The organism is Nocardioides sp. Z21_20, from assembly GCF_059766585.1.
This window is the reverse complement of record NZ_JCBAJX010000013.1, coordinates 37,853-58,833: the sequence shown is the minus strand read 5'-3', so window position 1 is coordinate 58,833 and position 20,981 is coordinate 37,853. Positions and strand designations below refer to the sequence as shown.

Below are 20,981 nucleotides of genomic sequence, written 5' to 3'. Positions count from 1 at the left end.
AAGGACCGGGCGCGCGGGCGGCGGACGTCTAGACAGCACCGCGGACCGTCTGGCCTAGGCTGGCCCGACCATGAGCGTCCAGACACGTCAGCGCAGCGGCGGCCGCAGCGAGCAGGTGCGCCTCGCCGTCGGCCGCGCCGTGCTCGATCTGCTCACCGAGGGGCGCTACCCGTTCACCACCGTCGAGGTTGCCGAGCGGGCCGCGGTCAACCGGCGGACCATCTACCGGTGGTGGCCCACCCAGGACGACCTGCTCGCCGAGGCGCTGCCCCACCACGTGCGAACCGTCGCCGTCCCCGACACCGGCAGCTGGGCCGCGGACGTGCGCCAGTTCGCCCATCGGATCGCGGTGTTCGCGGCCGACCCCGTGGACCTGACGCTGTCGCGGATCATGGCCTCAGGGCTGCACCCGGCCTTCAACGCCGCCGTGGTCGAGCACTTCGATCCGGTGATGGCCGGGTGGTACGAGATGCTCGCCCGCGCCATCGCCCGTGGCGAGGCGAGCACCACCCACGACCCTCGGACGGTGATCCACACCCTGGTCTCCCCGCTGTTCCTGGCCCCCCTCACCGGCGGCGAACCCCTCTCCCCCGCCCTCGTCGACCAGCTGGTGGATCTAGTCCTAGACGCCACCCGCCCCCACCCCTGAGCCCCCTCCCCCCAAGCCCAGCCCTCCCCAGTCCAGCCCAGCCCAGCCCCCCCCCAAGCCCGCCGACCCGTCACTCCCTCGACCAGACACGCCGTACTCGTCGGCGCCATCGACGGGTCGCGCCGCGGCAGCCCGGCACCGCGAACCCGCATCCGCAGGAGACCGATGCCCTACCGTGCCCTGACACGCGTGAACCCCATGGGCCCGATCGGACCACTACCAGTGTGACTTCACTCGACGCGATCCTCACCCCGGCGGCTGTTGCGCTATCTGACGAGGCGAATCCGCGCCGCGGACGCGGAGGATCTGCTCAACGACGTGTTCGTGGTCGTCCTCGAGCGCCGGGCGACCTTCGATGCGGGCGCCGCCGCCAGCGCCCGCCCCTGGCTGTTCGGCATCGCCAGCAACCTGGTCGCGCGCCGCCACCGCGACGAGACGCGGCATCTGCGCACCCTTGAGCGAGGCGAGCGGACCGACGGGGCCCGGTTCGAGGAGGCAGCGGCCGCGCGGGTCGACGCCGGCCGCCCCGTATGACGTCTCGCCAGGGCGCTCGCCGCCCTCACGACCGGGGACCGCGACGTACTCCTGCCGACGGCGTGGGCCGGCCTGATCAGAACGAGGTGTCCACCGCGCTGGGCATGCCGGTGGGGACGGTCAAGTCCCGCCTGCACCGAGCCCGCGGTCGGTTGAGGGATGAGCTCGGCGCCCGGGACAGCGACCACGACGGAGGAGACCGATGGGGTCGTCGACGAGCGCCGCGCCGCGCGCTCGTGCACCGCAGTGGGTGACGACGGGCGCGGCTACAGCGCGCCCGCTTGGTGCGGGGACTGAGGCCCGGCTCGACCCGTCACTCGCGCCGCCGTCCCCGGCGAGTCTGGTCGAGCCAGTGACGGGTCGGCGGTCAGGGGTGGCCTCTCAGATGCCTCTCCAGGGCCTGGCGTACGACGTGCGCGGTGCGCTCGCGGGGCACGCCGTAGACGTCGCGGTCGGTGAGCACGCAGATGCCGAAGCCGTGCTCCTCGCGGACCCATGCACGCCGGCGACGGTCGCGGGCCCGCTGGTCCTCGTTCTCGTGCCAGGCGCGCCCGTCGTACTCCACCGCGAAGCGCCTCGCCCGATCCGCCAGGTCGAGGTAGGCCCGCTCCAGCCAGCCGTCGTGGCGTCGCACCTCCAACTGCGGCTCGAGGACCAGCCCGGCGTCTCGGCATCGGATCCGCACGAACGACTCCGCCTGCGACTCCGCGCGCGGGTCCGACAGCGGCACCAGGTCGCGGGCCTGGACCACGCCACGCGCCCCCTTGAACTCCGGCAGCCGCTCCACCAGCTCTTCGAGCCGCACTCCCAAGTGGCGACGGATCTGATCGAGCGCGGCCAGCGCCGGATCGCGCGGTCTCAGGCGGGCCAGGTCGAGCGCGAGCCGCACCGGCGACAGCACCCGGATGCCGGCCACCGTCACGACGTCGTCGGGACGCAGCGTCCGCTCGCCCCCGGAGCACCCGAGCTTCCGCACGCGGGTCGAGCCCGGTGACCGGAAGACCCGAAGGGGCGCCGCCACCCAGCGTGCGCCCGGCGGGTCGAGGTCGAGGCCATATGCCCAGCACGCCGTCTCCTCGGTCACCACCGCATCCTCGGGGAGCACCAGCGAGAGCGCCTGAACTCGCGTCAGCGTCGTGTCGGGCACGGCATTGTCGACATAGACACCGAGCAGCGGGCGCCGCAGCACGCCGTGCGCACACAGCGTGGTGAGCTCGTCTCGACTGACCCCGACGTCGCGCGCCTGCGCCAGGGTGAAGGGCTGGGACAGCGGCAGCCGAGGGTGCGAGTCCGGCAGCGCCAACGGGAGCTCGTCGTACACGTGCATCCCAGCAGCGTGCCGGACCCGAGCCCGGCCCCGCCGAGCTCATCCACAGGCGCGGATCGACCCGTCACTCCCGCCGCGACACACCGTGGAAATGGTCGAGGGAGTGACGGGTCGCGAGGCTTGGGGTGGGGGTTTGGGCTGCCTGCCTACCCCTCTGCCTGCCCCTGGGACTGCCCTGCCATGCCCCTGGCCCTGTCCTAATCCTGGGGCCCGGGTCAGGTGGTGGTGCGGTACTTGCCCTGGTAGAAGAGCAGCGGGTCCTGGGCTTCGGCGACGTCGAGGTCCTGGACGCGGCCGACCACGATGTAGTGGTCGCCGGCCTCGTGGATCGCGTGCACGGTGCAGTCGACGTAGCCGACGATCCCCTCGAGCAGCGGCGACCCCGTCTGCGACGGAGCCCAGCTGACGCCGGCGAACTTGTCCTCGGCGCGGCTGGCCATCGCGTTGGAGACCTCGGCCTGGTCGGCGGCCAGGAAGTTCACGCAGAACCGGCCCGCGTTGCGGATCGCCGCGAAGGCCCGCGACGTCTTCATCGGCAGGAAGGCCACCAGCGGCGGGTCGAGGGAGACGCTGGTGAACGACTGGCACGTCATCCCCATCGGCTCGCCGCCCGACAGCGTGGTCACCACGGTGACCCCGCTCGCGTACCTGCCCAGCACGTCGCGGAACTTGCGCGCCGTCGCCTGGGCCGCCTCGTCGTCCGCGGGGACGACGACGTGCTCGCCGGCACGGAACTCGAAGTCGACGTTGCCCAGGAAGGACTCGATCAACCCCTTCGGCGGCCAGGAGTCATGCGCGTCCTCGCGCATCCCGTCCGGGATCTCGTGATCAGCCATGAGGTCCATTGTGTCCTCAGCGCCCCACGCTGAAGTCATGCCCCCAGTACGAGACGGCCGTGGACTCGCGCGCGACCCACTTGCTGTCGTCGACGGTCATCCCCTCGGTGCCGTACTCGACGTCGAAGCCACCGGGCGACTTCACGTAGAACGACACCATCTCGTCGTTCATGTGCCGGCCCAGCGTCGCCGAGAGCGGGACGTTGTGCTTGCGCACCCGCTCCAGCGCGCGGCCCACGTCGTCGAGCTTCTCGAGCTCGACCATGATGTGCACGCACTTGGCCGGGTTCGGCATCGGCAGGAAGGCCAGCGAGTGGTGGCGCGGGTTGCAGCCCAGGAAGCGCAGCCACGCCGTGGAGCCGGGCTCCTTGCCGACGAACTCACCGGGCATCCGCATCGAGTCGCGCAGCCGGAAGCCGAGCACGTCCTCGTAGAAGCGCAGCGCCGCCTCGTCGTCGCCGACCGGGAGGACGATGTGCCCCAGGCCCTGGTCGCCGGTGACGAAGGTGTTGGCGTACGGCGTGACCAGGGGCCGCGACTCGTAGGTGGCGCCGTGGAAGAGCTCGAAGACGTTCTCCCACGGGTCCTCGAAGCGGATCATCCCCTCGACGCGGCGCTCCTTGAGCTCCTCGGGCGTCGCCTCGTGCACGATCACCCCGTGCTGCTTGAGCTCATCGAGCGCGACGGCGAGGGCGCGGTGGTCGGCGACCTCCCAGCCCATCGCGGAGAGGCAGTCGCGGTCGCTCGGCTCGATCACGATCCGGGCGGACAGCGCGTCCATCCGGAAGTACAGGTTGGCCGGGTCCGGGCCACGCCCCTCGGCGAGGCCGAGCACCTTGCCTGCGAAGTGTCGCCACTTCTCCAGGTCGGTGCTCGCCACGCGGACGTACCCCAGTGCGCGGATGTCCATGTTCTGCCTCCTCGGCTCTTCGGCTCTTCGGCTCCTCGCGATGCCTCGCGAGGTGGTGGATGGCCGCCGCAGGTCCCGGCGGCCTCGTTGTCGGATCAGTACATGCCCGGGTCGATCTTGTGGCCGAACTCGCTGGCGCCGTACATCTGCAGCGCCCGCTCCGGGTCGTTGGCGGCGTGCACGCGCCCGGCGTGCGCGTCGCGCCAGGCCCGCTGCAGGTAGGTCCCCTCGGCCAGCGCCCGCCCGCCGGAGGCCTCGAACAGCGCATCCAGCGCCTCGATGGCGCGCTCGGTGCCGATCACCTGGTCGCGGCGCACCTTCAGCCGCAGCGCCAGCGGGATCTTCTCCCCGCGCGCGACGCAGGCCTGCTCCTCGCGGATGTTGGCGATCAGCAGCGCCCAGGCGGCGTCGATCTCGCTGGAGGCGCGCGCGATCCGCACCGCGGCGAACGGGTCGAGCGAGGCCCGCTCCCCGACGTACGACGCGCGCACCCGCTTGCGCTGCATCTCGACGTGCTCGGCGTAGGCGCCGGTGGCCATCCCGATGATCGGGGTGGTGATCGTGGTGGTGAACAGCGAGTGGAACGGCAGCCGGTAGAGCTCGGAGGTGTTCTGCTCCTGGCCGGGGCCGAAGCAGCGCCCGGTGTCGCTCATCGACAGCGTCATCGCCTCGGGGACGAACGTCTCGTCGACCACGATGTCGTTGGAGCCGGTGCCGCGCAGCCCGACGGTGTTCCACACGTCGACGATGCGGTACTGCGCGCGGGGCACCAGGAACGTCTTGAAGTCGATGACCTGGCCCTCGGCGTTGACCACCAGGCCACCGAGCAGCACCCAGCCGGCGTGGTCGCAGCCCGAGGAGAAGCTCCAGGTGCCCGAGAGCGTGTAGCCGCCCTCGGTGAGCACCGCCCGGCCGGTGGGGGCGTACGACGAGGAGAGCCGCGCCGACGTGTCGGAGCCCCAGACGGCCTGCTGCGCCTCGTCGGCGAAGAGCGCGACCTGCCAGGGGTGCACCCCCAGCACGCTGGAGATCCAGCCGGTCGACCCGCAGGCCGAGGAGATGTCGCGCACGGCGGTGTAGAAGTCGACCGGGTCCGCCTCGAGGCCGCCGAAGCGGCGCGGCTGGAGCATCCGGAAGAAGCCGGTCTCCTCGAGCTCCTTGACCGACGCCTCCGGCACGACGCGCAGCCGCTCGGTCTCGTCGGCGCGGGCCCGGAAGGTGGGCAGCAGGTCGCGGATCGCGTCGAGGACTTGCTGGGACATCGGCTCTCCTGGATCGGATCAGTTCGGTACCGCCACGATAGAACAGGTTCTACGGCTTTTCCGGGGCGCCGACTCCCACTCACCGGGCGGGTCTGTGGACGACGACAGCCCGCGCCGAATAGAACCGGTTTCACTCGCGGGCCCCGTGCCCGCGGACACCCCCCAGTCTTAGAGCACCAGGAGCACACGTGACGCCTGACCCCACGCAGCCGGGGCCGACGCAGCCGGGCCCCTCGGCCCACGACACCGCTGAGGCCGCGACCGTGGACGTCGTCGTGGTCGGCACCGGTGGCGCCGGCATGACCGCCGCGCTCGCCGCGCAGCACCGGGGCCTGAAGACCCTCGTCATCGAGAAGACCGACAGCTTCGGCGGCTCGACCGCACGCTCCGGCGGCGGGGTGTGGATCCCGAACAACCACGCCCTCAAGGCCGCCGGCCAGGGCAACCCCGACGCCGAGACCCGCGCCTACCTCTATGAGGTGATCGGCGACATCGTGCCCAAGGCCCGCATCGACGCCTTCGTCGACCGCGGCCCGGAGATGCTGAAGTTCGTCACCGACCACTCGGCCGCCGACTTCATGTGGGTGCCGCAGTACTCCGACTACTACCCCGAGGCCACCGGTGGTCGCGCCAGCGGGCGCAGCGTCGAGCCGAAGCCGATCGACGGCAACATCCTCGGCGACGAGCTCAAGCGGCTCACCAAGCCCTACACCAAGGCGCCGGTCGGCCTGGTCATCGGTCAGGCCGACTACCGCAAGATCAGCCTCGGGCTGCGCTCGATCCGGTTCCCGCTGACGATGCTGAAGGCGATGGTGCGCCGCTCGATCACGGTCGCCCGCGGCAAGCGGATGTACGGCATGGGCAACGCGATGATGATCGGGATGCGCAAGGGCCTGATCGATGCCGGCGTCGAGGTCTGGTACGAGACCCCGCTGACCGACCTGGTCGTCGAGGACGGCCGGGTGAGCGGCGTGAAGGTCACCCGCGACGGCCGCGAGCAGGTGATCCGGGCGCGCCACGGCGTGATCCTCGCCTCGGGCGGCTTCGAGCACAACGCCGAGATGCGCCAGCAGTACCAGCGCGCCCCGATCGGCGCCGAGTGGACCACCGGCGCGGCCGGCAACACCGGCGACGGGATCAACGCCGGCCTGCGCGCCGGCGCGGCCCTGGACCTGATGGACGACGCCTGGTGGGGGCCGTCGATCCCGCTGCCCTCCGGCCCGTGGTTCTGCCTGGCCGAGCGGAACCTGCCCGGCTCGATGATCGTCAACCAGGCCGGCCACCGCTTCTTCAACGAGGCCGCGCCGTACGTCGACGCCGTGCACGCGATGTACGACAACGCCGAGGCCACCGGGGTCGAGCACGTCCCGTCCTGGATGGTCATCGACCAGCGCTACCGCAACCGCTACCTCTTCGCCGGGCTCAGCCCGCGCCAGCCGTTCCCGGGCCGCTGGTACAAGAGCGGCGCGATCGTGAAGGCCGACACGCTGCGCGAGCTGGCCGACAAGATCGGTGTCCCGGCCGACACGCTGGTGGCCACCACCGACCGGTTCAACGAGATGGCGCGCACCGGCAAGGACCTCGACTTCCGCCGCGGCGACTCGGCCTACGACCGTTACTACGGCGACCCGAGGACGAAGCCGAACCCGTCGCTGGGCGTGATCGACCAGGGGCCGTTCTATGCGGTGAAGATGGTGCCCGGCGACCTCGGCACCAAGGGCGGCATCGTCACCGACGAGCTGGCCCGTGCGCTGCGCGAGGACGGCTCGGTCATCGAGGGCCTCTACGCCGCCGGCAACACCTCGTCCGCGGTGATGGGCCACACCTACGCCGGCGCCGGCGCCACGATCGGACCGGCGATGACGTTCGGCTACATCGCCGCACAGCACATCGCGGACTCGGCCGGCTCCGGGACCGCACCGTCGCAGGGCGCAGCCGTCACGGCGTCCTGAGTCACCGGCACCATCGGCCGGCGCCTGGGTACTGACACACCGTCAGCCCACGCGCCGGCCGCGTCCGTACCGCGGCCCAGGAGGTCCACCCATGGCGAGCCTCGTCCCACGCTCGGTCTCCGCCCTGCTCCGGCCGGTGATGCCGGACCAGGTCGTCCGCCGCCGGGTCTACCTCCCCTGGGTGCCGATCCCCTCCGGCGAGATGGTCGAGCTGCCGGGCCGCGGGTCGACGTACGTCACCGACACCCCGGGCCCGACCCCGCAGGCACCGACGATGGTGCTGCTGCACGCGGTCGGCTGCACCGGGCTGCTGACCTGGTTCCCCGCGATCCGGGCCCTGTCCGAGCGCTACCGCGTGGTGACCCTCGACCAGCGCTGGCACGGCCGGGGCATCCACTCCCCGGTGTTCTCCCTCTACGACTGCGCCGACGACGTGGCGGCGCTGCTGGACGCGCTCGGCATCGAGCGGGCCGTGATCGGCGGCTACTCGATGGGCTCGATCATCGCCCAGCGGGTCTGGCGCCAGCATCCGGAGCGGACCGCCGGACTGGTGCTGTGCGCGAGCACCGCGCGCTTCCGCAGCCACCCGCACGAGCGGGCGTTCTACGCCGGGATCGAGGTGGCGATGCTGGGCGCGCGCGGCGTCAGCGCCTCGCGTACGGCGGTGCGCGCGACCCGGGCGGCGGCCCAGGCCTTCGGCGACGTCCCCGACGACCTCTACGAGTGGGCGCTCGGGGAGTTCCGCCAGACCAGCCCGTGGGCGGTGGCCCAGGCGGTGGCCGCGCTGGGTCGGCACCACTCGCGGCCGTGGCTGGCGCGCATCGACGTGCCCACCGCGGTGGTCGCGACCCGGCGCGACCGGGTGATCCCCTTCGCCCACCAGCTCGCCCTGGCCCGTCGCATCCCCGGCGCCACCGTCCACGACATCGACGCCGGGCACGCCGCGTGCACGCTGGAGGCCGAGCTGTTCGTCCCCGCGCTGCTCGAGGCGACCGCCACCGTGGTCGCGCGCGAGCGGGACTTCAGGGCTGGTCGGCGACGGCCTTGCTGAGTCGCTCCAGCTCCTCGGGGAAGCGGCGGACCAGGTCGTCGACGTGCGGCATCGACTCGCGGCAGGCGATGATCCCGACGTGCAGGACGCCGTTGTGCGAGATCACCGTGATGTTCAGCCCGGCGCCGTGGAAGACCGGGCCCAGCGGGTAGAGGCCCAGCACCCGGGCCCCCATGAAGTACAGCGGCACCGGCGGGCCGGGCACGTTGGAGATCACCAGGTTGTGGATCACCGGGTGCCGCTCGGGGAGCCTCCACCCGGCGTAGGCCCGCATCGCCAGGCCGAACGTGCGTGGCGCCGCGAACTCCGCCCAGTCCTGGAGCGCGTCGGCGCTGATCGCGTCGTGGTGCTCCTTGGCGTGGCGGTTGTTCTCGGCCATCTCCTGGAGCCGCTCCAGCGGGTCGGCGACGTCGGTGCCCAGGTTGGCGAAGAGCGCGGAGACCTTGTTGGCGCCGCCCGAGCGGTGCGACCTGTCCCGCACCGAGACCGGGACCGTCGCCATCAGCGACGAGGCGGGCAGCTCGTCGCGCGCGGCCAGGTAGGAGCGCAGCGCGCCGCCGGCGACGGCCAGCACCACGTCGTTGACGGTGGTGCCGGTGGCGTGCTTGATCGCGCGCACCTCGTCGAGGTCCATGTCGGTGAACGCGATCGCGCGGTGGCTGGTGATGGTGCCGTTGAACGACGTGCGCGGCGCCGAGAACGGCGCGGCCATCGTCTTGCCCTCCAGCGCCCGGGCGACGGTGCGCCCGACCAGCTGCACCGAGGGCGACAGCAGGCGTACCGCGGTGAACGGCTTGGCCGCGGTGCTCAGCAGGGCCCTGCCCAGCAGCTCGACCTGGTCGGGGTCGCGGCCGGGCCGCGTCGGCTCGTCGGCGCCCTGGATCGGGGCCGCGTCGGGCTCCAGGCTGCACAGGTGGGAGATCAGGTTGGCGCCGGAGACCCCGTCCACGGTGGCGTGGTGCATCTTCATGAAGACCACGACCTTGTCGCCCTCGAAGCCCTCGATCACCCACATCTCCCACAGCGGCCGCGACCGGTCCAGCGGGAGCCCGGCGAAGTGGCCGGCGAGCTCGGTCAGCTCGCGGTAGCCACCCGGCTGCGGGACCGCGAGCCGGTGCACGTGGCGGTCGATGTCGAAGCTGCGGTCCTGCACCCAGATCGGGTGGTCGAGGCCCAGCGGCACCCGGCGCAGCTTGCGGGTGAACTCCCCCACGTCGATGACCCGGCGCTCGACCTCGTCGCGGAACGAGGCGAAGTCGTAGCCGCCCGGGATCGTGGCCGGGTCGAGCACGATGAGTCCGCACACGTGCATCAGCTGCTCGGGGGTCTCCAGGTAGAGGAAGCTCGCGTCGAGTCCGGACAGTCGCTCCATGTCACTCCCCCAGCGGATCCAATGAACTAGAACAGGTTCTCATCATGGCCCAGGGGCCGTCCCAGCGCCATCCACCCCACGGCAAAAGACACCGGCTATAGCATCGGGCACGTGGCCTTCCTTCGTCGCCAGATCGTGACCGCTGCCCTGACCGCCAACGCGCTGCGCCCGGTGCCGGGCTTCCGGCCCGGGATCCCGGCCTTCCTGGCCGGCTGGCTCACCTCCGAGCTGGCTCCGCAGCTGCTGGCGCTGACAGCCGGCGACGCCGCCGTGCACGTACGCGGACGCACGGCGCGGGATCGGGCGGGGCTGGTCCTCGCGGCCGCCAGCGCGGCCGGTCTGGGCTGGATGATCCGCCAGGGCCGGCAGACCAAGGACGACGTCGAGGAGGCCCTGGTCGAGGGCCTCGGCGTCGACTACGTGGAGCAGCTCGACGCGCCGCCTACCCCGGCCGAGCTGGCCACCCCGTGGCGCAAGCTCGTGAACCCGTTCCGGATCAAGGACGTGCGGGTGCGCGTCCAGCGCAACATCTCCTTCACCGAGGGCGGGCGCCGCGGCCGCCTCGACATCTACAGCGCCGCCGAGGGCGACATCGCCAACGCACCCGTCCTGCTGCAGGTGCACGGCGGCGGCTGGGCCGTCGGCACCAAGGACCAGCAGGGCATCCCGCTGATGCAGCACATGGCCGCCAAGGGCTGGGTCTGCGTCTCGATCAACTACCGCCTGGCGCCCAAGCACCCGTTCCCCGCACAGATCGTCGACGTCAAGCGCGCGATCGCGTGGGTCCGCGAGAACATCGAGCACTACGGCGGCAACCCCGACTACCTGGCGATCACCGGAGGCTCTGCCGGCGGCCACCTCACCGCGCTCGCGGCGCTGACCCCGGGCGACCCCGCCTACCAGCCGGGCTTCGAGGAGGTGGACACCTCCGTCCAGGCCGCGATCCCGCACTACGGCGTCTACGACCTGGCCGGCTCCACCGGCCTGCGCAGCGCGGTGCTGATGCGCGACAAGTTCCTCGCGCCGTACGTCGTGCGCAAGCGGTGGAGCGAGGACCCGGAGGTCTTCGAGGCCGGCTCCCCCATCCTGCGGGTGACGCCGGACGCGCCCGACTTCTTCGTCATCCACGGCGCCCAGGACACGCTGGTCGGGGTGGACCAGGCGCGGCTGTTCGTACAGGAGCTGCGCGCCAAGAGCCGGGCCAGCGTGGTGTACGCCGAGCTGCCCGGCGCCCAGCACGCCTTCGACATCTTCCCCTCGATCCGCTCGGCCCACGTGGTCCGCGCGATCGAGCGGTACCTGAACTGGCACTGGAACAGCTACCGCCACTCGCGCAGCGACGCCGAGCCGACGTCGGCCTGACGTCGGCTGGGCGAGGACGCGGCTAGTCCGGGCTGTCGCCGGAGGGCTCGGTCTCCGGCTCCGGGGGCAGCCCGCCGGGGTCCTCGCCCGGCATCGGCTCGGGAGTCGGGATCCCGCCGGGGTCTCCGCTGGGCACGACCTCGGGGTCCGGGCCGGGTTCGATCGGTGTCGTGGTCATGGCCGTGCGGTACCCCGATAGCGTGGAGCCATGACCGCCCACGCACGCTTCGTCTCCCCCGCCTGGCTCCACGACCACCTGCACGACGAGGGCCTGCGCATCGTCGACGCCACGGTGCACCTGTCCTTCAGCGAGGCGGGCCCCCGCATCGAGTCCGGGCGCGCCACCTACCAGGAGGCGCACGTCCCGGGCGCGACCTTCGCCGACCTGATCGTGGACCTGGCCGACCCGCACGGCGAGGCACCGTTCGCCGCGGCGCCCTCGGAGCGGTTCGCCGCCGCGGTCGGCGCGCTGGGCATCTCCAACGACAGCACCGTCGTGGTCTACGACCACGCCAACGGCATCTGGGCCACCCGGCTCTGGTGGCAGTTCGCCCTGGAGGGCTACGACGACGTCGTCGTGCTCGACGGGGGCCTGGACGCCTGGGTGGCCGCCGGGTTCGAGACCGCCGGCGGCGCCGCGTCGTACCCGCCGGCGAGCTTCACCGCCCGGCGGCGCCCCGAGCTGCTCCGCTCGACCGCCGACGTGCAGGCCGCGATCGGTGACCCCGGCGTGCTGCTGATCAACGCCCTGGACGCCGACACCTTCGCGCGCGGGCACATCCCCGGCAGCGTCAACGTCCCGTTCGGGGACCTCGTCGACGAGACCGGGTCGCTGCGCCCGCGCGAGGAGCTGCGCGCGGTCTTCGAGCGGGCCGGCGCGCTCGACCCGAGCCGCACCCCGGTGGCCTACTGCGGTGGCGGCATCGCGGCCACCGCGGCCGCGATCGCGCTGGCCGAGGCGGGCCGCGGCGACGTCGCGATCTACGACGGCTCGATGAACGCCTGGACCGCCGACCCCGCCCGTCCGCTCGAGCAGGGCGCCTGAGCCCCGGCCGGCCCGGTCGGCGTGGCTCGGCCACCCTCCGGGTTGGCTAGGGTGTGCGCCGTGACCACCCCCGCCCCGGCGCCCACGCCGACCCCCGCTGGCCTGCCTGCCGACCTGCTGCCCCACGCGCTGGGCGCCAAGGGGTTCATGCCCGAGGAGGAGGGGCTGCTGCTGCACCGCCTCGCCCGGCGCCAGCTCCCGCTCGGGCCCGCTCTGGAGGTCGGCACCTACTGCGGCAAGTCCGCGATCTACCTCGGTGCGGCGGCGCGCGAGGTCGGCGGGACCGTCTTCACCGTCGACCACCACCGCGGCTCCGAGGAGAACCAGGCCGGCTGGGAGCACCACGACGCGACGCTCGTCGACGACGAGTCCGGACGGATGGACACCCTGCCGACCTTCCGCCGCACGATCGAGCGGGCCGGTCTGGAGGACCACGTGGTCGCGGTGATCGGCCGCTCCACGACCGTCTCGGCGCACTGGCGCACCCCGCTGTCGATGCTGTTCATCGACGGCGGGCACGCCGAGGAGCACGCCCACAACGACTACGCCGGCTGGGCGCCGTGGGTGCAGCACGACGGGCTGCTGGTGATCCACGACGTGTTCCCCGACCCCGCCGACGGCGGGCGCCCGCCGTACGACGTGTATCTGCGGGCGCTGGCCGGCGGCGCCTTCACCGAGGCCGAGGCGCTCGGCTCGATGCGGGTGCTACGCCGAACCGGCGGAGACGCCGGGGACCGGGTCGGCTGAGGGGCAGCCGCACTCCAGCGCGATGTCGGCGAAGTCCGGTGCCAGGCTGTCGCCGCGCATGATCCCCGAGCCGGGCGTGCCGCGGCCCTCCCGCTCGGCGAGCGCGTCCACGGCCAGCACCACCGCGGCCGCCGTGTAGGTGGTGTACTCCACCGGCCACCTCACATCGTCGGGCCACACGTAGCCGGTCCAGTAGCGCCCGTCCTCGGCGCGCAGGTGCTGCATGTCCACGAGCAGCTGGCGGGCCCGGTCGTGGTCCCCGATCGTGTCCAGCGCCATCACCAGCTCGCAGGTCTCCGCGCCGGTCACCCAGGGGTTGGTGTCCACGCAGCGGATCCCCAGCCCGGGCACGACGAAGTCGTCCCAGCGGGCCGCCAGCATCGCGAACGCGTCCTCGCCGCGCACCGCGCCGCCGAGCACCGGGTAGTACCAGTCCATCGAGTACGTCGACTTGTCCAGGAACTGGTCGCGGTGCGCGCGCAGGGCGTGGCCGAGCCGGCCGCCGGCGAGCTCCCAGGCGGGCTGCGGGTCGCCGACCAGGTCGGCGAGCGCGACGCCGGCGCGCAGCGACTGGTAGATGCTGGAGGACCCGGCGAGCAGCGCCTCGGCGTTGAGCTCGCCGAGGCGGCCGTTCGCCTCGTCCCACTCGTGCGACCAGCCGAGCCCGCCGAACGGCAGCTGCCGGTCGGTGACCCAGTCCAGTCCGCGACGCACCGCGGGCCACATCCGGTCCACGAAGGCCCGGTCGCGGCGCACCAGCCAGTGGTGCCACACCCCGACCGCGAGGTAGGAGCACATGTTGGCCTCCCCGCGCGGGTCCTCGACCACCCCGGCGACGTACTTCATCGCCCAGGAGCCGTCCTCGCGCTGCGCCTCGAGGCACCACTGGTAGGCGCGCTCGGCCGCCTCGACCTCGCCGCCGACCAGCATCGCCATCGCGGCCTCGACGTGGTTCCACACGTCGGTGTGCTCCCCCTCGGCCCAGGGGATCGAGCCGTCCGGGTGCTGCAGGGCGGCGATGGAGGCCGCGGTCGCCCGCACGTCGGCGGCGCTCAGCACGCCCTCGACCGAGGGGATCCCACGCAGGTCGTCGCTCGTCATCGCCGGGTCAGGCCGCTTCCGGCTTGCGGAAGTAGAGCACCATGCTCTTGCCGATCAGCGGGTCGAGCACCTTGCCGGCCAGCTGCAGGGCCCGGGGCTGCTTCATGATCTCCCAGACCAGCAGCTTGTGGTACGCCTTGGCGGCGGGGTGGTCGTCGTTGCGGACGCCGACCGCGCACTTGATCCACCAGTACGGCGTGTGCAGGCCGTGGGCGTAGTCCTTGCTCTCGAACTCCATCCCGGCCTTGACCACCTTGTCGGTGAGCTCCTTGTCGGTGTAGATCCGGATGTGCCCGCCGGGGACGTTGTGGTAGTCCTCGGAGAGCTTCCAGTTGACGACCTCGGGGAACCAGCGCGGCACCGAGACCGCGAGCGTGCCGCCGGGGCGCAGGACGCGGACGAGCTCCTCGATGGCCTGGATGTCGGCCGGGATGTGCTCGAGCACCTCGGCGGCGACGATCCGGTCGAACTCGCCGTCGGCGAACGGCAGCGCCAGGGCGTCGCCCTCCTTGATGTCCGCCTCCGCGCCGGCCGGCACCTCGCCGGCCTCCTTCATCGCCCCGAACAGCTCGCGGACCCCCGCCAGCTCGTCGGCGTCCTGGTCGAACGCGATGACGTCGGCGCCGCGCCGGAACATCTCGAAGGCGTGGCGACCGGCGCCGCAGCCCATGTCGAGAACCCGCTCGCCGGGGCGCAGTCCCAGCCGGTCGAAATCAACGGTCAGCACTGATCTTCACTCCTTGGTTGTTCCCGGCGCCGGCGGCGCGGCTGGTGTCGATGACTTCCTGGTAGGCGGCGGCGGTGGCCGTGGCTACGGCACGCCAGCTGAACCGCTCCAGCACCCGGCGGCGACCGGCGGCGCCCATCCGCGCCCGGCGCTCGGGATCGTCGAGCAGGGCGGCGATGGCGGCCTCGAGCTCGCCGACGTCGCCGGGGGTGACCAGGTCGGCGCAGACGCCGTCCTCACCGACCACCTCGGGGATGGCGCCGGCACGCGAGACGACCAGCGGCGTCTCGCAGGCCATCAGCTCGGCCGTCGGCAGCGAGAAGCCCTCGTAGAGCGACGGGACGCAGGCGAGCTCCGCGGAGCCCATCACCTCGACGAGCTCGGCGTCGGAGATGCCGTGCACGAACCGGACGTGGCCGGCGATCGAGAGCCGCTCGATGAGCTTCTCGGTGCGACCGCCGGGCACCGGCTTGGTGACCAGCAGCAGCTCGAGGTCGCGCTCGGTGCGCAGCTTGGCGAAGGCCTCGAGCAGGGTGGCGATGCCCTTCATCGGCGCGTCGGCGCTCGCCATCGCCACGATCCGGCCCGGGACGCGGGGCTTGGTCGGGGGGACGAACACGTCGTCGACGCCCAGCGGGATCACCTGGAGTCGGTCGATGTCGACGCCGAAGTCCTTGGCGATGTCGCGGCGCGAGGACTCCGAGACGGTGAGGATCTTGGTCAGCCCGCGGGCGACCTTGCCCTGCATCCTCAGGAAGCCGTACCAGCGCCGCAGCGTGAACCTGCGCCAGGCGCTGGGGGCCGAGGCGAGGTCGATGCGCCGGTCGAAGGTGATCGGGTGGTGGATGGTGGTGATCAGCGGGAGCCCCATCTTCTCCACCTCCGCGATCCCGTGTCCGAGCACCTGGTTGTCGTGGGCGATGTCGAAGTCGTCGCGGCGCTCGCGCAGCAGCCGCGCCACGCGCTTGCTGAACGTGCGGGGCTCGGGGAACCCGGCCAGGCACATGATCGCGAACTCCTGGACGTCGATCAGGTCGCGGAACTCGCGCAGCTTCGGCACCCGGAAGGGGTCGGGCTCGCGGTACAGGTCCAGGCTGGGGACCTTGGTCAGCGCCACGCCGGGGTCCAGCTCGGGGTAGGGCTGGCCGGAGAAGACCTCCACCTGGTGCCCCAGGGCCACCAGCTCCCTGCTCAGGTGCCGAACGTAGACGCCCTGCCCGCCACAGTGGGGCTTGCTGCGGTACGAAAGCAGCGCGATGCGCATGGCCACGACCTCTCTGTTGTCGTCCGATGCGGGCGTCCCGCCCGGGACTCGCCGGCTCGAACTGAGGTGAAACGTGTTCCAGTTCCGTCTCACCGGTTGATAGCCTAGTCATGAACGTCAACACACGGAGCGGGGGCTGTCTGTTGCGGGCAACTCCCGCACCGGACGGCCGAGGCCCGATATCTACCAACAGGTAACAGGAGGCTTCGTGAGCAGCGTCAGCTCGCTGTCCGTCGAGGAGCTCGGGTCCGCCGCACAGCGAGACCGCCGCAAGCGCATCCTCGACGCGACCATCGCCCTCGCCTCGAAGGGCGGCTTCGATGCGGTGCAGATGCGTGCCGTCGCCGAGCAGGCGGACGTCGCCCTCGGCACGCTGTACCGCTACTTCCCCTCCAAGGTGCACCTGCTGGTCTCCGCTCTCGCCCGGCAGTTCGAGCGAGCGGAGAAGGCGGGACGCTCGGGGCCCATCCCCGGCGAGACCCCGCACGAGCGGGTGATGTTCGTCATCGGACGGACCACCAAGTCCCTGCAGCGCGACCCCAACCTGACCGAGGCGCTGACCCGGGCGTTCATGTTCGCCGACGCGTCGGTGAAGAACGAGATCCACGTCGTCGGCATGCTGCTGACCCGGATGCTGACCCAGGCGATGGGCAAGAGCCCCGACGACGAGCCCACCGACGAGGAGATCGCCATCGCCAAGGTGATCGGCGACGTGTGGCTGTCCACCCTGGTCGGCTGGGTCACCGGGCGGGTCCCGGCCAGCGACGTACAGAGCTCGATGGACGTCGCCGTGCGCCTGCTGCTGCGCTGAGCCCCGGCCGGGCGGCCCGGGCGTCGGCCGACCGGCTCAGCCGCCGAAGGCGTGCGTGGCGGTGACCCCACCGTCGATGGCGATCTCGGCGCCGTTGACGTAGCCGCTCTCGTCGGAGGCCAGGTAGACGTAGAGCGGCGCGACGTCGCCGGGCTGGCCGACCCGGCGCAGCGGGACCTTGCTGGCCCCGAACTCCATCGCCAGGTCCCCGCCGTGCACCCGGGTCATGCCGGTGTCGATCATCCCGGGGTGCACCGAGTTGACCCGGATGCCCTTCGGCCCCAGCTCGAGGGCGGCCACCTTGGTCATCCCGCGGATCGCGAACTTGGTGGCGGAGTAGGCCACCAGCGAGCCCATCCCGGCCAGGCCCTCCACGGAGGAGGCGTTGACGATGGAGCCCCCACCGGCGGCCTCCATCCCCGGGATCACCGCCTTCATCCCGAGGAAGCAGCCGAGCTGGTTGACCCGGAAGACGGTCTCGTACTCCTCCACGGTGGTGTTCACGATGTCGTTGAAGCGCAGGATGCCCGCGTTGTTGACCAGCACCGTGACCGGCCCGAACCGCTCCTGCGCGGTGGCGACCAGCGCCTGCCAGGAGCCCTCGTCGCCGACGTCGTGACGCACGAAGCAGGCCTCGTCGCCGAGCTCCTTGGCGAGCAGCTCGCCGGGCTCGACGGCGACGTCGGCGACGATCACCTTCGCGCCCTCGGCGACGAACGCCCGGGCGATCTCGGCGCCCTGCCCCTGGGCGCCTCCGGTGACGATGGCGACCTTGCCGGCCAGACGAGCCATCTGCAGCTTCCTCTCGAGACGGGCCGCGCGCACGGCGCGGTCCGGTGGGTGGGGTGCCTGCCCGGACGGGATCGTCGAGGCAGTGGGAGGTCCCAGGCGCGGCGCGCTCAGTCCTCCAGGGAGATCGCGGCACGCGGGCAGGCCGCGGCCGCGCGCCGTACGGCGTCGTGCTGGTCGGCGGCGACCTCCTCGGCCTTGACCACCAGGTAGTCGTCGTCGTCGAGCTCGAAGACCGCCGGGGCCAGTCCCTCGCACAGGGCGTTGGACTCGCAGAGGTCGAAGTCGACCTTCACTCGCATGGCGTGCTCACTTCCCCTCGCCGCTGCCGGCGAGCATCTTGCGGTGGTCCCAGGTGGCGACCCGGTCGGGGTGGACGACGACGGCGACGCGCTTGGCCACCTGGCGCTCGACCTCGCTGCTGCCGAGCTCGCCGAGGTCGGCCAGGTCGCCCACCCCGGCCATCCGGCAGGCGACGGCCGAGCCGATCCGGCGCAGCCGGTCGGCGTCACGGACGATCTCGGCGGTGCCGGTGATGCTGGCTCCGCGCAACGCGAAGTAGTCGTCGCCGTCCTCCACCAGGCAGCTCACCCGCGGGTCCCGTTCCAGGTTGCGGATCTTCTGGGACCGGGCATAGGTCCAGAACGCGACCCGCCCGGCCTCGTCGAGCACGTAGAAGAGGGTGGACAGGTGGGGGGCGCCGTCCTTGCCGACGGTGGCCACCTGGACCTTGATCTGCTCGGCCAGGAAGCTCGCCACCTCCCCGGGCGACATCCGCACGGCGTCGCGCACCCCCATCTCAGGCGCCCTCGCTGGAGTGGCCCGGGAAGACGTGCGCCGCCGGGTCGATGACGACGGCCGCGTTGTTGACCGCGGTGGCCGCCTCGCCGAAGCCGACCGCGATCAGCCGCACCTTGCCGGGGAACTCGGTGATGTCACCGGCGGCGAAGACCCGTGGCAGGTTCGTGCGCATGGCGGAGTCGACCACCAGGTGCCGCTTCTCGACCGTCAGGCCCCAGTCCTGGAGCGGGCCGAGGTCCGCCACGAACCCGAGGGCGGCCACGACCGCCTGCGCCGGGCGCTCGAGGGTCTCGCCGTCGACGGTGATCTCGACGCACTCGAGGTGGGCCTCGCCGCTCAGCCGGGTGACCTGCGCCTTGGTGAGGATCTCGACCGAGGACTCCCGCACCGCCTCGACCGTGCGCTGGTGGGCGCGGAACGCATCGCGCCGGTGCACGAGGGTGACCGACGCGGCCACCGGCTCCAGGTGGAGCGCCCAGTCGAAGGCGCTGTCCCCGCCTCCCACGATCACCACGTCCTTCCCGGCGTACGGCGCGAAGCTGGGCACGAAGAACTCGACTCCGCGCCCCACCCAGCCCTCGGCGGCCGGCAGCGGGCGGGGACTGAACTTGCCGATGCCGGCGGTGACCAGCAGGGCGCGGGCGGTGATCTCGGTGCCGTCGTCGAGCCCGATGGTGACCGAGTCCTCCCCGTGGCGCAGGGTCGTCGCGGTCCGGTCGAGGTGGTACGTCGGGTGCGCGGTCGCCGCCTGGGTCACCAGCCCCTCCACCAGGTCCCTGCCCTTGATGGAGGGGAAGCCGGCGACGTCGAGGATCTGCTTCTCGGGGTACATCGCGGTGATCTGGCCGCCCAACTCGGGCAGCGAGTCCACGACGTCGACCTGCAGGCCACGGAAGCCGGCGTAGTAGGTGGCGAACAGCCCGGTCGGGCCGGCGCCCAGGACCACGAGGTCCGTGTCCGTGGCGGTCACGTGAGCGTCCCCTCCCCTTCGGGGCCGCCCCACGGACGACCAAAACTGAAACGTGTTCTCGTTATATCAGAGGGCGTCGAGGTCTGTGACCAACCAGACACCGCCGTCTCGCCGCAGCGTCACCACCACCCGGTTGAGGTCGGTGCGCGGCGCCTGCAGGTGCTTCCCACTGGTGGTCTGGTTGACGAACAGCAGCGCCTTGGCCGTCTCCTCGTTGGCCGACACGATCGAGGATGCCACCACCGCGGCCTCCACGACAGCCTCGTTCTTGACGGTGTCCTCGCGGATCGTCTTCATGGTCGTGGCGTACTCGTCGAGCATCTTCTCGCCGAGTCGCTTCTCGGCCTTGGCGACGTCCTCGTCGAGGGTCTTGGCGTCGTAGGAGAGCACCTCCTCGACGGCCTCCGTGGCCGCGGCCATGGCCGCCTGCTTGGCGCCGTCGCCCGAGATCTCGGCCCCGGACGCCATCGGGGTGTTCCCCTTGGGCGCCGCGGTCGCCTCGTCACCGGTGAGCATCGTCGCCCAGACGCCGGCCAGGGCGACCACGATCGCCAGCAACACCCCGGCCGTCGCCGGCAGCCGCCAGTCCCGGGCCCCAGAGACCTGGGCCTCGGAGGTCTCGGCGGCTTCGCTCCCGGAGGCCTCGGTCTTGGCGAGGTCGACCGGCGCAGTCTCGGCCAAGTCCTCCGCCGGCAGCCCGGCGGTGGACGCGGGCACCACGTGGTCGGGCAACGGCGCCGCCTCGGCCTCGGACCCCAGGTCGGACTGGCAGTAGCGACACTTGATGGCCGCTGCGCGAATCGTCTCGGCGCAGTAGGGACAGGTCTTCTCGTCGGTCATCTGCTCATCCCACGAACTGAACGTCGGAGGCCAGCCACTTGCCGTCCTCCAGGGTCATGTCGAGCTGCAGCCGGTAGTAGCGCGGCTGCTTGGTGCCCTCGGTGGTGGTGTTCGAGACCTCGCTGTTGGCGGCCACGTAGACCAGCGCCGAGTCCTCGTCCAGCTCGCCGACGCCCAGCGCGACCACCGTGCCGGTGGAGAGGGACTCGTTGCGGGTGGCGGCCTCGATGATGTCCTTGCGGCGTGCCGCGTAGTCCTTCTTGAAGTCGCCGGTCGCCCCGGCCAGGACCTTGTCGATCCCGGCGTCCATGTCGCGGTGGTCCACGGTCAGGAAGGCCACGGTCTGCGCCTGCGCCGCGCGGGCCACCTCCCGGTGCTGCTCGGTGAGCCCGCCCTCGTCGCGGCCCTGCCACAGCCCGATCCCCACTGCCGAGGCCAGCGCCACCGCCAGCACGCCGAGGACGCCGACGATCCGGCGCCAGGCTCGCTGCGAGGGGCCGCGCCGCCGGGACCTCTCGCCCGGCGCGGCACCGGCGTCCTGGTCCGCGGCGTCTGACTCGCGCGCACCCGCCGTCTCCTGCTCGGCCGCGCTCGGGGCCGCCTCGTCGGTCGTCAGGCTCTTCACTGGGTT

Annotated in this window: 24 protein-coding genes; 9 read left to right on the top strand and 15 right to left on the bottom strand. The window is 72.1% G+C overall.

All coding sequences use genetic code 11. The features are described 5' to 3' along the window. Positions 1 to 70: 70 nt before the first annotated feature. The 3 genes from AC6EH9_RS16945 (at position 71) to AC6EH9_RS16935 (ending at position 1,437) form a co-directional block, all read left to right on the top strand. A complete protein-coding gene (locus tag AC6EH9_RS16945; RefSeq protein ID WP_498424743.1) occupies positions 71 to 649 on the top strand; it encodes a TetR/AcrR family transcriptional regulator in 579 nt (192 codons plus the stop codon). A gap of 261 nt (positions 650 to 910) precedes the next feature. Next, positions 911 to 1,183 (top strand): RNA polymerase sigma factor, encoded by a 273-nt coding sequence (locus tag AC6EH9_RS16940; protein WP_498424741.1) that lies wholly within the window; start codon positions 911 to 913, stop codon positions 1,181 to 1,183. Then, positions 1,180 to 1,437 carry a sigma factor-like helix-turn-helix DNA-binding protein gene (locus tag AC6EH9_RS16935; protein ID WP_498424739.1) on the top strand — a complete coding sequence of 86 codons (258 nt, stop codon included), beginning with the start codon at positions 1,180 to 1,182 and terminating at the stop codon, positions 1,435 to 1,437. Before AC6EH9_RS16940 ends, AC6EH9_RS16935 begins: the two co-directional genes overlap by 4 nt. A gap of 113 nt (positions 1,438 to 1,550) precedes the next feature. On the opposite strand, the gene AC6EH9_RS16930 is transcribed toward AC6EH9_RS16935, so the two are convergent. The 4 genes from AC6EH9_RS16930 to hsaA all read right to left on the bottom strand — a co-directional run bounded on the left by AC6EH9_RS16930 (position 1,551) and on the right by hsaA (position 5,518). Continuing rightward, positions 1,551 to 2,510, bottom strand: coding sequence for a type IV toxin-antitoxin system AbiEi family antitoxin (locus AC6EH9_RS16930; protein ID WP_498424737.1), 960 nt, complete (start codon positions 2,508 to 2,510; stop codon positions 1,551 to 1,553). Positions 2,511 to 2,725: 215 nt separating this feature from the next. After that, positions 2,726 to 3,346: a flavin reductase family protein gene (locus AC6EH9_RS16925; protein ID WP_498424735.1), complete on the bottom strand. Its 621-nt coding sequence runs from the start codon at positions 3,344 to 3,346 to the stop codon at positions 2,726 to 2,728. A gap of 16 nt (positions 3,347 to 3,362) precedes the next feature. Then, positions 3,363 to 4,256 (bottom strand): iron-dependent extradiol dioxygenase HsaC, encoded by an 894-nt coding sequence (gene hsaC / locus AC6EH9_RS16920; protein WP_498424734.1) that lies wholly within the window; start codon positions 4,254 to 4,256, stop codon positions 3,363 to 3,365. A gap of 95 nt (positions 4,257 to 4,351) precedes the next feature. Further along, positions 4,352 to 5,518 carry a 3-hydroxy-9,10-secoandrosta-1,3,5(10)-triene-9,17-dione monooxygenase oxygenase subunit gene (hsaA, locus tag AC6EH9_RS16915; RefSeq protein WP_498424733.1) on the bottom strand — a complete coding sequence of 389 codons (1,167 nt, stop codon included), beginning with the start codon at positions 5,516 to 5,518 and terminating at the stop codon, positions 4,352 to 4,354. Positions 5,519 to 5,706: 188 nt separating this feature from the next. On the opposite strand from hsaA, the gene kstD reads away from it, so the two are divergent. Further along, positions 5,707 to 7,470, top strand: coding sequence for a 3-oxosteroid 1-dehydrogenase (kstD, locus tag AC6EH9_RS16910; protein ID WP_498424732.1), 1,764 nt, complete (start codon positions 5,707 to 5,709; stop codon positions 7,468 to 7,470). Positions 7,471 to 7,561: 91 nt separating this feature from the next. Continuing rightward, on the top strand, positions 7,562 to 8,521 hold the full coding sequence (locus tag AC6EH9_RS16905) for an alpha/beta fold hydrolase (protein ID WP_498424730.1): 960 nt from the start codon (positions 7,562 to 7,564) through the stop codon (positions 8,519 to 8,521). Here the strand turns inward: AC6EH9_RS16905 and AC6EH9_RS16900 are convergent. Continuing rightward, positions 8,493 to 9,893 (bottom strand): WS/DGAT/MGAT family O-acyltransferase, encoded by a 1,401-nt coding sequence (locus tag AC6EH9_RS16900; RefSeq protein WP_498424728.1) that lies wholly within the window; start codon positions 9,891 to 9,893, stop codon positions 8,493 to 8,495. The two genes, AC6EH9_RS16905 and AC6EH9_RS16900, sit on opposite strands and share 29 nt — an antisense overlap. A 111-nt stretch (positions 9,894 to 10,004) precedes the next feature. Here AC6EH9_RS16900 and AC6EH9_RS16895 point away from each other — a divergent pair, with 111 nt between their 5' ends. Continuing rightward, positions 10,005 to 11,255 carry an alpha/beta hydrolase fold domain-containing protein gene (locus AC6EH9_RS16895; RefSeq protein ID WP_498424726.1) on the top strand — a complete coding sequence of 417 codons (1,251 nt, stop codon included), beginning with the start codon at positions 10,005 to 10,007 and terminating at the stop codon, positions 11,253 to 11,255. Between the two features lie 22 nt (positions 11,256 to 11,277). On the opposite strand, the gene AC6EH9_RS16890 is transcribed toward AC6EH9_RS16895, so the two are convergent. Further along, a complete protein-coding gene (locus AC6EH9_RS16890; protein WP_498424725.1) occupies positions 11,278 to 11,433 on the bottom strand; it encodes a hypothetical protein in 156 nt (51 codons plus the stop codon). 30 nt (positions 11,434 to 11,463) lie between these two features. On the opposite strand from AC6EH9_RS16890, the gene AC6EH9_RS16885 reads away from it, so the two are divergent. Both AC6EH9_RS16885 and AC6EH9_RS16880 read left to right on the top strand, forming a co-directional pair. Further along, positions 11,464 to 12,300 (top strand): sulfurtransferase, encoded by an 837-nt coding sequence (locus AC6EH9_RS16885; protein ID WP_498424723.1) that lies wholly within the window; start codon positions 11,464 to 11,466, stop codon positions 12,298 to 12,300. Positions 12,301 to 12,360: 60 nt separating this feature from the next. Further along, positions 12,361 to 13,047 carry a class I SAM-dependent methyltransferase gene (locus tag AC6EH9_RS16880; RefSeq protein ID WP_498424721.1) on the top strand — a complete coding sequence of 229 codons (687 nt, stop codon included), beginning with the start codon at positions 12,361 to 12,363 and terminating at the stop codon, positions 13,045 to 13,047. Here AC6EH9_RS16880 and AC6EH9_RS16875 read toward each other — a convergent pair. The 3 genes from AC6EH9_RS16875 to AC6EH9_RS16865 are packed head-to-tail and all read right to left on the bottom strand — an operon-like array spanning position 13,006 to position 16,139. After that, positions 13,006 to 14,148: a prenyltransferase gene (locus AC6EH9_RS16875; protein ID WP_498424720.1), complete on the bottom strand. Its 1,143-nt coding sequence runs from the start codon at positions 14,146 to 14,148 to the stop codon at positions 13,006 to 13,008. The genes AC6EH9_RS16880 and AC6EH9_RS16875 overlap by 42 nt on opposite strands. A 7-nt stretch (positions 14,149 to 14,155) precedes the next feature. Then, on the bottom strand, positions 14,156 to 14,875 hold the full coding sequence (locus AC6EH9_RS16870; RefSeq protein ID WP_498424719.1) for a class I SAM-dependent methyltransferase: 720 nt from the start codon (positions 14,873 to 14,875) through the stop codon (positions 14,156 to 14,158). Then, positions 14,862 to 16,139 (bottom strand): glycosyltransferase family 4 protein, encoded by a 1,278-nt coding sequence (locus AC6EH9_RS16865; protein ID WP_498424717.1) that lies wholly within the window; start codon positions 16,137 to 16,139, stop codon positions 14,862 to 14,864. Before AC6EH9_RS16865 ends, AC6EH9_RS16870 begins: the two co-directional genes overlap by 14 nt. 208 nt (positions 16,140 to 16,347) lie before the next feature. Here AC6EH9_RS16865 and kstR point away from each other — a divergent pair, with 208 nt between their 5' ends. After that, positions 16,348 to 16,950 carry a cholesterol catabolism transcriptional regulator KstR gene (gene kstR, locus AC6EH9_RS16860; RefSeq protein ID WP_498424716.1) on the top strand — a complete coding sequence of 201 codons (603 nt, stop codon included), beginning with the start codon at positions 16,348 to 16,350 and terminating at the stop codon, positions 16,948 to 16,950. A gap of 36 nt (positions 16,951 to 16,986) precedes the next feature. Here kstR and AC6EH9_RS16855 read toward each other — a convergent pair whose 3' ends face one another. The 6 genes from AC6EH9_RS16855 to AC6EH9_RS16830 form a co-directional block, all read right to left on the bottom strand. Beyond that, positions 16,987 to 17,742, bottom strand: coding sequence for a glucose 1-dehydrogenase (locus AC6EH9_RS16855; RefSeq protein ID WP_498424715.1), 756 nt, complete (start codon positions 17,740 to 17,742; stop codon positions 16,987 to 16,989). Between the two features lie 107 nt (positions 17,743 to 17,849). Beyond that, positions 17,850 to 18,041, bottom strand: coding sequence for a ferredoxin (locus tag AC6EH9_RS16850; protein ID WP_498424712.1), 192 nt, complete (start codon positions 18,039 to 18,041; stop codon positions 17,850 to 17,852). 7 nt (positions 18,042 to 18,048) lie between these two features. Beyond that, positions 18,049 to 18,537, bottom strand: a complete 489-nt coding sequence (locus AC6EH9_RS16845) for a pyridoxamine 5'-phosphate oxidase family protein (protein WP_498424711.1) — start codon at positions 18,535 to 18,537, stop codon at positions 18,049 to 18,051. 1 nt (position 18,538) lies between these two features. Continuing rightward, the gene (locus AC6EH9_RS16840) at positions 18,539 to 19,510 is read right to left on the bottom strand and encodes an NAD(P)/FAD-dependent oxidoreductase (protein WP_498424710.1); all 972 of its coding nucleotides are present in this window, start codon (positions 19,508 to 19,510) and stop codon (positions 18,539 to 18,541) included. 66 nt (positions 19,511 to 19,576) lie between these two features. After that, complete coding sequence (locus AC6EH9_RS16835) at positions 19,577 to 20,350, bottom strand: hypothetical protein (protein WP_498424709.1); 774 nt, start codon at positions 20,348 to 20,350, stop codon at positions 19,577 to 19,579. Between the two features lie 4 nt (positions 20,351 to 20,354). Beyond that, entirely contained in the window at positions 20,355 to 20,975 is a 621-nt protein-coding gene (locus tag AC6EH9_RS16830; protein ID WP_498424708.1) for an Rv1363c family protein, read from the bottom strand. Between the last annotated feature and the right edge of the window lie 6 nt (positions 20,976 to 20,981).